We start from the raw sequence: 13,637 nt of genomic DNA on the forward strand, positions 1-13,637 counted from the left end.
GCCGTGCAGACGCACAGGCAATACCATAAACGAAAGTCGATAAGGGGGCGATTATGACACAAGTTTGCATTGCTGCGTATGTCTATGGCGTGGTGCAAGGAGTGGGATTTCGTTACAACACCCAGCATCAGGCGACGGCATTGGGGTTAAGCGGCTACGCGCGTAATCTTGATGATGGGAGCGTTGAAGTACTGGCCTGCGGCGAACAACCGCAGGTGGACAAGCTGGTGGAATGGCTGAAAAATGGCGGACCGCGCAGTGCACGGGTCGATCGCGTGCTGGTGGAGCCGCGAGGCACGGCTGATTTTCAAGGCTTCGGCATTCGCTATTAGCGTTTCAGATACATTTTACCGGTTTCGGCAGGCCGGCTATCTTGGTTGCCTGCTTGGCCGGGCCTTTGGGGAATAAACGGTAGAGATAACGGCTGTTGCCTTTCTCTTCGCCGTACTTCTGCGCCATGGCCTTGACCAGCATGCGGATTGCCGGTGAAGTATTAAATTCCAGGTAAAAGCCGCGTACGAAACGCACCACTTCCCAATGTGCTTCGGTTAGCGTTACTTCTTCCTCTGCGGCCAGCAGCGGTGCCAGGGCCTCATGCCAATCGGCGCTGTTTTTCAGGTAACCCTGTGCGTCAGTTTCAATAACCTGACCTTGATACTCCAACATACTGCCTCGGTAATGGGTAATTCAGAACGGCCGTCAGTTTAGCAAACTTTTGTCGCTGCAAAAACAAAGCCCCGCGGGAGCGGGGCCAACACACCTGACAAGGTTCTTGGCAGTTAAAAGTCCCGTTTTGAGGGCTAATAAAAACAAAGGATTATATCTTCTGATTTAGCCCAAACACCCGAAAACCACGTTTTTCGGGTGTTTGTCATCAAACAAAGCCCCGCGGGAGCGGGGCCTTGGGCCTTTCTCAGGCGTTAAATCAGTTGCTGCGTGCGAAGCCCAGAATGCTCAACAGGCTGATGAACATGTTGTACAGCGAAACATACAGGCTAACGGTAGCGCGGATGTAGTTGGTTTCGCCGCCGTGGATAATATTGCTGGTCTCCCACAGGATGGCACCGGCGGAGAACAGGATAAACAGCGCGCTAATGGCCAGATGCAGGGCTGGGATCTGCAGGAACAGGTTGGCGATGACCGCAACCAGCAGCACCACGAAACCGGCCATCATCATCCCGGAAAGGAACGACATATCCTTGCGGGTAGTCAGTACATAGGCGGAACAGCAGAAGAACACCACCGCGGTGCCACCCAGCGCCAGCATGATCAGGTCACCGGCTCCGGTATTAATGAACGAACTGAGGATCGGCCCCAGAGCGTAGCCCATAAAACCGGTCAACGCGAAGGCTGCCAGAATACCGGCTGGGCTGTTTGCCAGCTTATGGGTCAGGAACATCAACCCATAGAAACCGACCAGCATCAGCAACAGGCCCGGTGCCGGCAGCCCCAGCATGGTGCTGGCGGTAGCGGTAAGTGCCGAAAATGCCAACGTCAGTGAAAGCAGGAAGTAGGTGTTACGCAGAACCTTATGCGTACTCAGTAACGAGTCGCGTGAGGAAGATGAGACGACAATGCGGTCCATAATGATCTCTCTTATCAGGTCATCACAAAATTAGTGATGATGATAGGCAGCGCAAGCGTTTGATTAAAGTTTGTTTACCAATCTTTACCCTTAGTTATCATTGTTGCAACCTTGAGCCGGAGTTGGCGTTTTATTCAACGCTCACACGCCAGGTGCTGTTTTTTCGCTCGGTTGAACGGTGATGGGCTTTACAAGCGGATCGGCTATGTTTATAGTTCGGCTCGTTGCGGAGGGGTGGCCGAGTGGCTGAAGGCAACGGTCTTGAAAACCGTCGACGGGAAACCGTTCCAGAGTTCGAATCTCTGCTCCTCCGCCATTTTTTTAGCTCATGTCATTGATTGACATGAGCTTTTTTGTTTTACGTTCCCCTCGTTATGCCATCCAGTATGCCAATTCCGTCTGGCTTGAGCTGGTAGCCTTGAGAATACATCGGACAGGTTATCATCCATCTCCGGTTTCATTTCTTTGCCAGTGCTCCCGGATAGTGTCTGGCGATAATGTCATTCAGCTTAACAACCAGTTCCGAACGCTTAAATGTGATATGTGCCGTTCCCTTCTGAAAGTATTTAATAGTAAACATTTCATCCTCATAATGGGTGCTGTGCCGGTTTTCATGGATATGAGCGCCGAGACGGCGGGTAACGTCGGCGCGGCTGTCGGGAATGGGCTGCCCATCAAGGATCATCAGCATGCGTTCAAGGTCGGTTAACCGATCCCGCTGCCAGCTCCAGCTAAGCCTAAATCCCCACCGGTCGCATTTCACCAGTGCGGTCACGATGATTTTCTTGCCAAACTTACAGGGCGAGTTCGTCTTAAAATTCCATGATAGGCTTTTGAATATATTAATGACACCGCGTTCAAACACGTCACCCTTGCTCTGATGTAGTTGCTCAAAGGTACTGATAATATTGGCTTCAGAGATCTCAGGAATCTCATCCTTTTCCAGACTGTTATACCACTGGTCTCTGGCCTGAGCGTCCATGAGCGATAGCATTCCGGACTTCTTCACCAGGTCTCGCCATATACCGCGATCGATATTGCGGGTGATGACTTTCATCGCCGTTTCTGTTTTCTCCATCAGCCAGCATCAGCGCCTCCTGTATCCTGCAGGTGATTTGCCGGTCGGAATCGCTTGGGGTCTGCATGTCCCGACGGGGGGGGGCAGTGCGCCAGCAGGACCGCTGCTGCGTTGTGCTCCAGCGCCGACTTCACCATTTCGCGGGGATGGACTTTGGTACTGTTAATACTGCCGGTAAACAAGGTTTCATGGGGCAACAGACGGTGTTGATTGTCGAGGTAAAGCACCATAAAGGCTTCACGCTCCAGTCGCGAGCGGCATTTGCGGAGGTGAAATAAACACCTGGTTGCCATAGATGCTGTTCCAGCAAGGCTGCTGTGCTTCAGAGTGTTGCACTCGAGATAGGCGGAGATGCAGCCGCAACATGTGAAGCCATTAGTAGCAGATGGAATAAGGGGCTTTCGAGTGACATGTAAATCGCCTGAAGATGTTGATGTGGCAGATGTACGGACGGACTGGGTTCGAGCTACTGAGGTGGTGGGGGCACGATGGGGGCCACCTGGGTTTCGGAATGCTCATTTTTAATCCGTTGATGACAGCTAAGTTTCTGTTGGCCGGGGATGAGTCGGTGTGCAAAGCTGCTTTTCAGTTGAATGACCTACATGCTGCCGTCTTGGCACCGCTACGAATTACATTGCAGCCTGAGTAGTAAAACAGATGTTCTCAGCCGGGTTGCACAACCAATGATTTCTTCTCGAGCTCCATTCTGTGAAAATCAGTAAACATCATTTAAGTGAAAGACAGAAATCTTTGCTACTGAGACGGGCCGTTATCTTTTTGTTTGTTCAGTCATGCGCAGCCTCTCATTTTTTTATAAATTATAAAATCAGGCTTTTCTCGCAAAACGGTCGCAATTTGTTCAATTTTAACCTTAAGTCGGATTGATCATTTACCGCACACCCTTATCCCATGCGGTTTATGGTGGTTATCTAGGAAAGCTCTTATTAATCAACTGGATGATCTTTTTTTTGTTAAAAGCATAAACCGTAACACTTAGTTACAAATAATGAGTTTTAATCATATTCATAATGTTTTTACACTCAAATCAATAGGTAACATTCTGAAATCATCACTTTTCAGATAAAGACCTAAAAATACTGTGTCATGCTCGCTAGTGAATGGAATGCGCTCGCTTTTGACCCCAGTTTTGATTTGCGCCGGATGGCGCGAGCAGGGATGTTGTTTTGGCAAGGTAAGCCTTTCTTATTAATTTCTCACTGGCATTGACCGTTTCTACTACTCCATAGAACAGGGACAGCCATGTCTAACTCTTCCTTTCAGTCCGAAATCCCTAAAGCGCGCATTAATCTGAAACTCGATTTGCATACGGGGGGCGCGAGCAAGAAAACTGAGCTCCCCCTGAAATTACTGGTGGCGGGCGACTTCAGTAATGGTCAGGAGTCTGCACCACTGTCTGAGCGCAAAAAAGTTAACTTGAACAAAAATAATTTTGATTCAGTTCTTTCCGAATATTCCCCAAAAGTCAATCTGACCGTTAAAAACACGCTTGCCAATGATGGTAGTGAAGACAATATCAGTCTGACCTTCCAGAGCATGAAGGATTTCACCCCTGAGCAGGTTGCCCGTCAAATACCTCAGTTGAAGGCGATGCTTTCCATGCGCAACCTGCTTCGCGATTTAAAAGCGAACCTGCTGGACAATCAGGCTTTCCGAAAAGAGCTGGAAAAAATTCTGCTCGACCCGGCATTAAGTGCAGAACTCAGAGCCGAACTTTCAGCCCTGGCTCCGAAACAGCCATAACGGTCACGATGATTTAATGGATTAATAAGGAAGATGCTGATGTCTGTAAAAAATGAGAATGCGGCTGGTAGCGAGAGTGTGGTGCTGGAACGTCCTGCTGCGGGTGGCGTTTACGCGTCCCTGTTTGAAAAAATCAACCTGAACCCGGTCTCTGAGCTGAGCGCGTTGGACATCTGGCAGGACGCGCAGGCGATGTCGGATGCGACCGCGGATGAACGTTTAACGGCGGGGATGCAGGTGTTCCTGGAGTGCCTGACAAAATCGGGCTCAAGAGTTGAAAAACTCGACAAAAACCTGATTGACCACCATATCGCGGAACTGGACTACCAGATTAGTCGTCAGCTGGATGCGGTAATGCATAGCGAAGAATTCCAGGCGGTAGAAAGTCTGTGGTGTGGTGTTAAGTCCCTGGTTGACAAAACCGATTTTCGCCAGAACGTGAAGGTTGAACTGCTGGATATGTCCAAAGAAGACCTGCGTCAGGACTTCGAAGACAGCCCGGAAATCATCCAGAGTGGACTGTATAAACACACCTATATTGATGAGTATGACACCCCGGGCGGTGAGCCGCTTGGCGCGCTGATTTCCGCTTACGAATTTGATGCCTCGGCGCAGGACGTGGCGCTGTTGCGTAACATTTCCAAAGTGTCAGCGGCGGCGCACATGCCGTTTATCGGCTCGGCGGGGCCGAAGTTCTTCCTCAAAGACAAGATGGAAGAGGTAGCGGCGATTAAAGACATTGGCAACTACTTTGACCGTGCGGAGTACATCAAGTGGAAATCCTTCCGCGAGACGGATGATTCCCGCTATATCGGCCTGGTGATGCCACGCGTGCTGGGTCGCCTACCGTACGGCCCGGACACCGTGCCGGTGCGCAGCTTCAACTATGTTGAAGAGGTGAAAGGCCCGGATCACGACAAATACCTGTGGACCAACGCCTCGTTTGCGTTCGCATCCAACATGGTGCGTAGCTTCATTAACAACGGCTGGTGTGTACAAATTCGTGGTCCGCAGGCCGGTGGTGCCGTCCAGGACCTGCCTATCCACCTGTATGATCTGGGTACCGGCAATCAGGTGAAAATCCCGTCTGAGGTGATGATCCCGGAAACCCGCGAATTTGAATTTGCCAACCTGGGCTTTATCCCGCTAAGTTATTATAAAAACAGAGATTATTCCTGTTTCTTTAGCGCTAACTCCACCCAGAAGCCAGCACTGTATGACACCGCCGATGCGACGGCCAACAGCCGTATTAACGCCCGTCTGCCGTACATCTTCCTGCTGTCGCGTATTGCCCACTACCTGAAGCTTATCCAGCGTGAAAACATCGGCACCACCAAAGACCGCCGTTTGCTGGAGCTGGAGCTCAACACCTGGGTGCGCAGTCTGGTCACCGAAATGACCGATCCGGGCGACGAGCTGCAGGCGTCTCACCCGCTGCGTGACGCGAAAGTGGTGGTGGAAGATATTGAGGACAACCCAGGCTTCTTCCGCGTGAAGCTGTATGCCGTGCCGCACTTCCAGGTGGAAGGGATGGACGTCAACCTGTCGCTGGTTTCCCAGATGCCGAAGGCGAAATCATAAGCTAAGGCAGGAAGCCAATGAAAACGGAACAACCGTTATGGGGCAGAGGCGTTATGGTCTCTCCCCAGCACTTTCAGCAACAGGCCGCGTATGCGGCCTGGTCTGCGGAATGCATCGCCCGACTGGGTCTATCCCATCCCTGGGGTATGATTGATGCCACTTTTGAACTGGATGCACTGAAACTGGGCCGCCTGCAGGCTCGTCATCTGCACATCCGTTTCCCCGATGGCACGCTTATCGACACGGATAATGCTGACGACCTGCCACCAGTGCTGGCGCTTGAGAGTGAATCACAGGACGTGGTGGTGGTTCTGGCCCTTCCGCTGCTGCGGGCGAATGGCGGTAACTGTCTTAAACCCGATGAGGTGGCCGATCGCCCTGTTCGCTATCGCCAGCGCTGGCGGGATGTCCGTAACACCTTTGGGGACGATACCCGCCAGATTGCGGTGATGCAGCCTGAGCTGACGCTGCGGTTCGCCCATCAGAACAACAGTGATTACCTGACCTGCCCGGTTGCCCGTCTGCAGCAGGATTCGCAGGGGAGCTGGGCACTCGATGAAACCTATCTTCCGCCACTGCTGGCTCTGCAGGGCAGTCACTGGCTGGTAACTCAGCTGGAACAGCTGATGACGCAACTGCGAGCCCGTCTGAGTCGCCTGATGGCAATGCGCCGGGAAAGTAACGAACGCATGGCCGATTTTGCCGTGGCTGATGTGTCTCTATTCTGGTTGCTCAATGCCCTGAACAGCGCAGAACCTGTGCTCGGGCAGTTTCAGCGACACCCGCAAAGCCCGCCTGAACGTTTGTATCCGGAGCTGGCACGCCTTGCGGGCAGCCTGCTGACCTTCTCGCTGGAACACCAGGTGAGTGCTATTCCTGTCTGGCAGCATGAGCAACTGAATAACGTCTTCCCGCCGCTCTTTGACTTACTGGGCGATCTGCTGGAGGCCAGTCTGCCGTCGCGTGTGGTAGCGATTGAGCTTGAGCATGATGTCCGGCTTCACTTCTGGCAGGCGCGTCTGCATGACCCACGCCTGCGCGAAGGGGCGGATTACTACCTCTCCGTGCGCTCATCGATGCCGGTGGCACAACTGCAGGAACAGTTCCCGCGTCAGTGCAAGGTCGGCAGTCCCGATCATGTCAGGAGTATCGTCAATTCATCACGGGTGGGTGTGCCGCTGACGCCGCTGCGTCATGTGCCGGCCGCCATTCCACTGCGTCTGGAAAACCAGTATTTCAGCCTCGATGTCTCTCATCCTCTGGCCACCGAAATGCTCCAGGGTGGGACCTGTATGTTTTACGTTCCGGGCATGCTCGGCGAGCCTGAACTTGAACTCTTTGCGGTACTGAGAACATGAGTGAGCGCAAACGCGGCGTGGCCGCGTCCATTGATATTGATGCCCTGCTGCAGGACACCTGGCTGCAGGTGATCAGCCTGCGTCACGGCCCGACGTTTCAGGATGGAGAAGGGCGCACGCTGTGGGAGCGCTGCATTGCTGATGTCGAACGTGTGCAGCGTGAACTGAAGGCGAGCGAACTCGATGAAGCCAGCTGTCAGCATATTCTCACTGCACAGTGTGCGCTGCTTGATGAGGCGGTCAAAGGTCGCGGTGTGGAGGATGACGCCTGTGTGCAGTGGTATGACATTCCCCTGCAGGGGCACTTCCTCGGCACCATGGATGCCGGTGATACGTTGTGCGCCCGAATGCGCGATGTGCTGCGTGAACCAGATCCTGACAATGCCGTTGTGACCTGCTTTCAGCGGGTCATGATGCTGGGGTTCCTCGGCAGTTTCCGCTCCCTGAGCGACACGGAGCGCCAGAAACTCGTTAACGCGCTCAGTGAACATGTCACGCCGTTCAGCTATCCACAAACTCATCCGGTACTGGCGGAAAGCCGTGCCGGACGGGGAATGGGCGGCTGGTTGGCGTCATGGCCCGTGCGTATTGGCCTGAGCGTGGTGGTGGTTGCTGCGCTCTGGTGGGGACTGAGCCACTGGCTGGATCAAACGCTGCTGACCCTGTTGCCGGGAGCCGTGAAATGAGTCCTGCACAACAGCGCGGGCTTGCGCTGTGGGCCGCCCTGCTGAGTGCAGTGGTTTGCCTGGGTTTTCTGCCAGTATCCCGGCTGGTTTCTGTGCTCGTTCTGCTTACCGTTCTGGGGCTTATCCTGGCGTTCTGGACTGTCGCCAGCCGTCGTGCGGAGCATGACGTCACCCTGAGTCTGGACGACCTTCCGGAAGCCACTTACCGTCAGCCTGTGGTGCTGTTATGTGGCGATCTGCCGCTGGCCTGGCCGCAGCAGTCGCCGGTGCTTACGGTTACACAGGGATGCTGGATCCGCGTGGGGGAGCAGCAGGATCTGGAGCAGGCCGCCCGTCAGGTACTGCGGCTGCGCCCTGACTGGGGGCGTCAACTGTCGGTGATGGTCAGCGTCTGTCCGCAGAAACACGCCGACAGCGAGCGGCTTACCAGCCGTCTGCTGGCCCTGCGCTGGCAAATCAGCCAGTTGCGTAAAGAGACGGGGCATTCTGTGCCGCTGGTTCTGAATGGTCAGGTTGGCAGCGCGATGACGAATGAGCTGCTCTGGCAGGCGGCTATCCCGGGGGAAGGGGTGAGGGTCTGGCGTGAATCTTCAGCGCCGAGTTCAATCGCTGCTTGGGTTACCACCGGTGGGTCGCCTGCAATGCAGCAACAGGTGCTGATGAACAGCCTGATGGGCTGGTTCCATCAGCACGTCAACGCTGTCTTTATGGATGAGAACCCCGATGTTCCTGTCATTGCACCTGCCGCGGTGCTGTGGGGAATGGGACCCATCCTTGCCGGAAGCCTGGCCACATCGGTCTGGACGGCGTGGTTGTCCCGTCACACTGCGATGCAGCAGGTGGCGGGTTGGCAGCCGGTGGGAACAGACAGCACGGTAATTTCCCCCTTCCCGGATTTTATTTTGCCGCTGCTGCCGGAAGGGCGAGGCCTGACGCCGCGTGGGCGAGCCTTCCGTTGTGCGCTCGGGATCTTCACGCTGGCGGCCATTGCTGCGCTGCTCAGCAGTGGATGGAACAATCGCCAGCTGCTGCAGCGTGTGAGCTTCGATATTGCCCGCTATGACCGTATCCCGATGCATGATTTCGGACCGAAAGCCAAGGCCGTTGCCGTTCTGCGTGACGATGCGGCAGAGCTGGATGAACAGGCGCGTAATGGCGTACCGGCGCGGATGGGCCTCGGTCTATATCAGGGAGAGCGTCTGCGAATGCCGGTGCTGGATGCGATCCGCTCCTGGGTGCCTCCGCCACCGCCGCCAAAACCACAGCCGAAACCCAAACAGGCACCGAAAATTGTCCGTCTCGACAGCATGTCGCTGTTCGATTCCGGCAAATCTGACCTAAAGGCTGGCTCAACCAAAATGCTGGTGACTTCTCTGGTTGGTATCAAGGCAAAGCCGGGCTGGCTGATTGTGGTCAGTGGGCATACCGACAACACCGGCAACCCGAAACTCAATCAGACGTTATCCATGAAGCGTGCCGAAGCGGTACGCGACTGGATGCGTGATACCGGCGATGTGTCGGAGAGCTGTTTTGCGGTTCAGGGCTATGGCGAAAGCCGTCCGATCGCAACTAACGACACGCCGGAAGGGCGTACGCTTAACCGGCGTGTCGAAATCAGTCTGGTACCGCAGGCAGATGCCTGCCAGATACCGGGCAACACCCCGGCGTCATCGGATGATGACGTTTCGTAAAACAAGATACACAAAATCATTCGGGCTGGGTCGCGGCGGCAACTGAATGCGTCCCCGGGGGCAGAGATAACTCTGTGACCGGGGCAAATGTAGGCAGCCAACAAAGAGGCAGCCTGAAGGATGAAGTGTATAAATGGAGATAATATCATGGCAATTCCAGTCTATCTTTGGCTGAAAGACGACGGCGGCGCGGACATCAAAGGTTCCGTAGACGTGCAGGATCGCGAAGGCAGCATCGAAGTGGTGGCACAGGAGCATAACCTGTACATCCCGACCGATAACAACACCGGCAAGCTGACCGGGACCCGTATCCACACTCCGTTCCTGTTCACCAAGGAAATCGACTCGTCCAGCCCGTACCTGTACAAGGCAGTAACCACTGGCCAGACTCTCAAGTCTGCCGAATTCAAATGGTACAAAATCAACGACGCGGGCCAGGAAGTGGAGTACTTCAACACCAAACTGGAAAACGTGAAGGTGGTGAAAGTGAATCCTGAAATGTACGACATCAAGGATCCTTCTAAAGAGAAACACAACCACCTCGAGCGTATTGAACTGCGTTACGAAAAAATCACCTGGACCTACAAAGACGGCAACATCATTCATTCCGATTCCTGGAACGAACGCGCCACCGCGTAAGCCTGTGAGCGGACAGTCTCCTCTGTCCGCTTTTTTCTTTTTTGCTGAACGCCTGCGGATGCGGACCTTCAGCAAAGAAAACCACAATCTGCCTGCCAGCCCGACCTTGTGCGCTTTGGTCTCCTGAACAACGGGAAACAGCGAGGGGCGGTAGCGTGTCCAGGAACCGACAAAGAGAGAGATTCATGGAAAACCCAGCTATCCTGTTGCGACGTCTGAACCCTTACTGTGCCCGTGCGATGGAAGGGGCGGCCTCCCTGTGCCAGACCCGTGCCCATGCGGAAATCCTGCCAGAGCACTGGTTGCTGAAACTGCTGGAGCAGGGCGAAGGTGACCTCACGGTGCTGGCGCGTCGCTACGAATGGGACATGGACGGCCTATGGCAGGATTTACTCGGCTGGCTGGGTACGCTGCCGCGTTCTGTACGCGGGCGGCCGGAATTGTCCGACAGCATTCAGATGCTGATGCAGGAAGCCTGGATGCGGGCGTCACTGGCAGGCGAAGAACATATCCGCAGTGTGCATCTGCTGATGGCATTGGTGAATAAACCCAAACTGGCGCGTTGTGACGGTCTGTGGCCGTTGTTGACGCTGGGGCAAAGCCAGCTGGAGCGCCTGCGCCCGCTGCTCGATGCGCAGTCCGATGAACGTCCGGACGTCCAGCAGGACGCGGAGTTGGCGCAGAGCCACGGTGGCGAAGTGGAGTTTATAGGCCGCCCGGCCGGGGCTGAGATAAAAGAAGGCGAACTCAATCCTGCGCTACAGAACGCACTGGATAAATTCACCCTCGACGTCACCGCCAAAGCGAAAGAGGGCAAGATTGACCCGGTGTTCGGCCGTGACACGGAAATCCGCCAGATGGTCGACATTCTCTCCCGCCGTCGTAAAAACAACCCGATCCTGGTCGGCGAACCAGGTGTCGGTAAAACCGCTCTGGTCGAAGGCCTGGCGCTGCGTATTGCCGAGGGCAACGTACCGGAATCCCTCAAACCGGTCATCCTGCGCACCCTTGATCTAGGCCTGTTGCAAGCGGGTGCAGGCGTGAAAGGCGAGTTTGAACAGCGTCTGAAAAACGTCATCGACGCGGTGCAGCAGTCGCCAGTGCCGATATTGCTGTTTATCGATGAAGCCCACACCATTATCGGGGCCGGTAACCAGGCGGGCGGCGCGGATGCGGCTAACCTGCTGAAACCGGCACTCGCCCGCGGCGAACTGCGCACCATCGCCGCGACCACCTGGTCTGAATACAAACAATATTTTGAGCGTGATGCCGCTCTTGAGCGTCGTTTCCAGATGGTGAAAGTCGACGAGCCGGATGACGACACTGCCTGCCTGATGCTCCGTGGCCTGAAATCCCGCTATGCCGAACACCACGGCGTACATATCACCGACGACGCCGTGCGCGCTGCCGTTACGCTGTCGCGCCGGTATCTGACCGGACGCCAGTTGCCGGACAAGGCCGTTGACCTGCTGGATACCGCGGCGGCCCGCGTGCGTATGAGTCTCGACACGGTGCCGGAACAAATTGTGCGCCTGAAAGCACAACTGACCGCACTGGAACTGGAAGAGCAGGCGTTACTGGAAGATATCGCCGCCGGCAGTCACCGTCATGGTGACCGCCTGGGTGCCATTGAGCAGCAGCGGACTGAACTGGAAGCGCGTATTCAGGAGCAGGAGACGCGTTTCAGTCACGAAAAGGCGCTGGCGCAGCAGCTGATGGCCAGCCGGCAGGATATCAGTCAGCAGGCTGAGATTTCCGACCTGCAGCAGCAGTTGGAACAGGCACAGCAAGGCGACGTGCTGGTTCAGGTGGATGTGGACACCCGCACGGTTGCCAATGTGATTGCTGACTGGACCGGCGTACCGCTGTCCTCCCTGATGAAAGACGAGCAGACCGAACTGCTGACGCTGGAAAATGAAATCGGCAAACGCGTGGTCGGGCAGGACGTGGCGCTCAACGCCATTGCCCAGCGTTTGCGCGCAGCCAAAACGGGCCTTACTTCTGAGAACGGCCCGCAGGGGGTGTTCCTGCTGGTCGGCCCGAGCGGTGTGGGGAAAACGGAAACCGCGCTGGTGCTGGCGGATGTGCTGTACGGCGGCGAGAAGTCACTCATCACCATCAACCTGTCCGAGTACCAGGAGCCGCACACGGTGTCGCAGCTGAAAGGCTCGCCGCCGGGCTACGTGGGTTACGGTCAGGGCGGCATACTCACCGAAGCGGTACGCAAGCGTCCGTACAGCGTGGTGCTGCTCGATGAAGTGGAGAAGGCTCACCGGGATGTGATGAACCTGTTCTATCAGGTGTTCGACCGGGGCTTTATGCGCGACGGCGAAGGGCGTGAAATCGACTTCCGCAACACCGTTATCCTGATGACCTCGAACCTCGGCAGCGACGACCTGATGCAACTGCTCGATGAGCAACCAGAAGCGACGGAAGGCGATTTGCAGGAACTGCTGCGCCCAATGCTGCGTGACCACTTCCAGCCCGCGCTGTTGGCGCGTTTCCAGACCGTGATTTACCGCCCGCTGGCGGAAGTTGCCATCCGTACCATCGTGGAAATGAAACTCGACCAGGTCAGTAAGCGCCTGAACCGTCACTACGGCCTGACCACTCACATTGATGAGAGCCTGTATGACGCGCTGACCGCCGCCTGCCTGCTGCCCGATACCGGCGCGCGTAACGTCGACAGCCTGCTCAATCAGCAAATCCTGCCGGTGCTGAGTCAGCAATTGCTGACCCATATGGCCGCCAGACAGAAACCACAGTCGTTACGTCTTAGCTGGAGTGAGGAAGAGGGGATCGGGCTGGAGTTTGACCGGACACAAGGAGTGCACGCATGAGCATCAATCCCGCGATCATATTCAGCCACAATCATCACCAGCTGTCGGTGAAGGGATGTGAAGCGGATATCGATGTACTGGCCTTTGAAGGCGATGAAACCCTGAGCCAGCCTTTCAGCTACCGCATTGAGTTTACCAGCCGCGACCACGGCATCAGCAAAGAAATGATGCTGATGAAAGCGGCCTCTCTGACGCTACAGGCCCCAGTGGAACAGGGTTACGGCATCAAAATGCAGCAGGCCGTGCGCACCCTTCAGGGAGTAGTGAGTGGTTTTGAACGTCTCAACACCTCAAAGGATGAAACCCATTATGCTCTGACGCTCCAGCCACGTCTGGCGCTGCTTGATCGTTCGCATCAGAACGCCATTTATCAGGATATGTCGGTCCCACAAATCGTGGAAAAAATCCTGCGCGAACG

At 55.4% G+C, this 13,637-nt stretch carries 11 protein-coding genes, 1 tRNA gene and 2 pseudogenes; 10 read left to right on the forward strand and 4 right to left on the reverse strand.

Translation table 11 applies throughout. From position 1 onward, the window contains the following. Window positions 1-53: 53 nt before the first annotated feature. A complete protein-coding gene (gene yccX / locus ACUTQ5_RS04315) occupies window positions 54-332 on the forward strand; it encodes an acylphosphatase (protein ID WP_445650220.1) in 279 nt (92 codons plus the stop codon). Window positions 333-336: 4 nt separating this feature from the next. Here yccX and tusE read toward each other — a convergent pair whose 3' ends face one another. Both tusE and yccA read right to left on the reverse strand, forming a co-directional pair. Beyond that, window positions 337-666, reverse strand: coding sequence for a sulfurtransferase TusE (tusE, locus tag ACUTQ5_RS04320; protein ID WP_445650221.1), 330 nt, complete (start codon window positions 664-666; stop codon window positions 337-339). Between the two features lie 259 nt (window positions 667-925). Next, the gene (gene yccA / locus ACUTQ5_RS04325) at window positions 926-1,585 is read right to left on the reverse strand and encodes an FtsH protease modulator YccA (protein WP_004942825.1); all 660 of its coding nucleotides are present in this window, start codon (window positions 1,583-1,585) and stop codon (window positions 926-928) included. A 228-nt stretch (window positions 1,586-1,813) separates the two neighbouring features. Between yccA and ACUTQ5_RS04330 the strand changes: the two genes are divergently transcribed. Then, a tRNA-Ser gene (locus ACUTQ5_RS04330) sits at window positions 1,814-1,901 on the forward strand. 141 nt (window positions 1,902-2,042) lie between these two features. Here the strand turns inward: ACUTQ5_RS04330 and ACUTQ5_RS04335 are convergent. Both ACUTQ5_RS04335 and ACUTQ5_RS04340 read right to left on the reverse strand, forming a co-directional pair. Then, window positions 2,043-2,672: pseudogene (locus ACUTQ5_RS04335) on the reverse strand (DUF4942 domain-containing protein); the annotation flags it as partial. Beyond that, window positions 2,662-2,976: pseudogene (locus tag ACUTQ5_RS04340) on the reverse strand (JAB domain-containing protein); the annotation flags it as partial. The pseudogenes ACUTQ5_RS04335 and ACUTQ5_RS04340, both read right to left, overlap by 11 nt. A gap of 947 nt (window positions 2,977-3,923) precedes the next feature. Between ACUTQ5_RS04340 and tssB the strand changes: the two are divergent. The 8 genes from tssB to ACUTQ5_RS04380 all read left to right on the forward strand — a co-directional run. Continuing rightward, entirely contained in the window at window positions 3,924-4,424 is a 501-nt protein-coding gene (tssB, locus tag ACUTQ5_RS04345) for a type VI secretion system contractile sheath small subunit (RefSeq protein ID WP_445650222.1), read from the forward strand. Between the two features lie 33 nt (window positions 4,425-4,457). Then, window positions 4,458-6,005 (forward strand): type VI secretion system contractile sheath large subunit, encoded by a 1,548-nt coding sequence (gene tssC / locus ACUTQ5_RS04350; protein WP_445650223.1) that lies wholly within the window; start codon window positions 4,458-4,460, stop codon window positions 6,003-6,005. A gap of 17 nt (window positions 6,006-6,022) precedes the next feature. After that, the gene (gene tssK, locus ACUTQ5_RS04355) at window positions 6,023-7,363 is read left to right on the forward strand and encodes a type VI secretion system baseplate subunit TssK (protein WP_445650224.1); all 1,341 of its coding nucleotides are present in this window, start codon (window positions 6,023-6,025) and stop codon (window positions 7,361-7,363) included. After that, window positions 7,360-8,049: a type VI secretion system protein TssL, short form gene (gene tssL, locus ACUTQ5_RS04360; protein WP_445650225.1), complete on the forward strand. Its 690-nt coding sequence runs from the start codon at window positions 7,360-7,362 to the stop codon at window positions 8,047-8,049. The genes tssK and tssL overlap by 4 nt, the downstream gene beginning before the upstream one ends. Continuing rightward, complete coding sequence (locus tag ACUTQ5_RS04365) at window positions 8,046-9,740, forward strand: OmpA family protein (protein ID WP_445650226.1); 1,695 nt, start codon at window positions 8,046-8,048, stop codon at window positions 9,738-9,740. Before tssL ends, ACUTQ5_RS04365 begins: the two co-directional genes overlap by 4 nt. A 147-nt stretch (window positions 9,741-9,887) precedes the next feature. Continuing rightward, complete coding sequence (gene hcp, locus ACUTQ5_RS04370; protein WP_024558534.1) at window positions 9,888-10,379, forward strand: type VI secretion system effector Hcp; 492 nt, start codon at window positions 9,888-9,890, stop codon at window positions 10,377-10,379. A gap of 185 nt (window positions 10,380-10,564) precedes the next feature. After that, window positions 10,565-13,219 (forward strand): type VI secretion system ATPase TssH, encoded by a 2,655-nt coding sequence (tssH, locus tag ACUTQ5_RS04375; RefSeq protein WP_445650227.1) that lies wholly within the window; start codon window positions 10,565-10,567, stop codon window positions 13,217-13,219. Continuing rightward, the coding region (locus ACUTQ5_RS04380) for a contractile injection system protein, VgrG/Pvc8 family (protein ID WP_445650228.1) at window positions 13,216-13,637 on the forward strand (422 nt) is incomplete at its 3' end. The genes tssH and ACUTQ5_RS04380, both read left to right, overlap by 4 nt.

The organism is Serratia sp. NA_112.1, assembly GCF_052691715.1.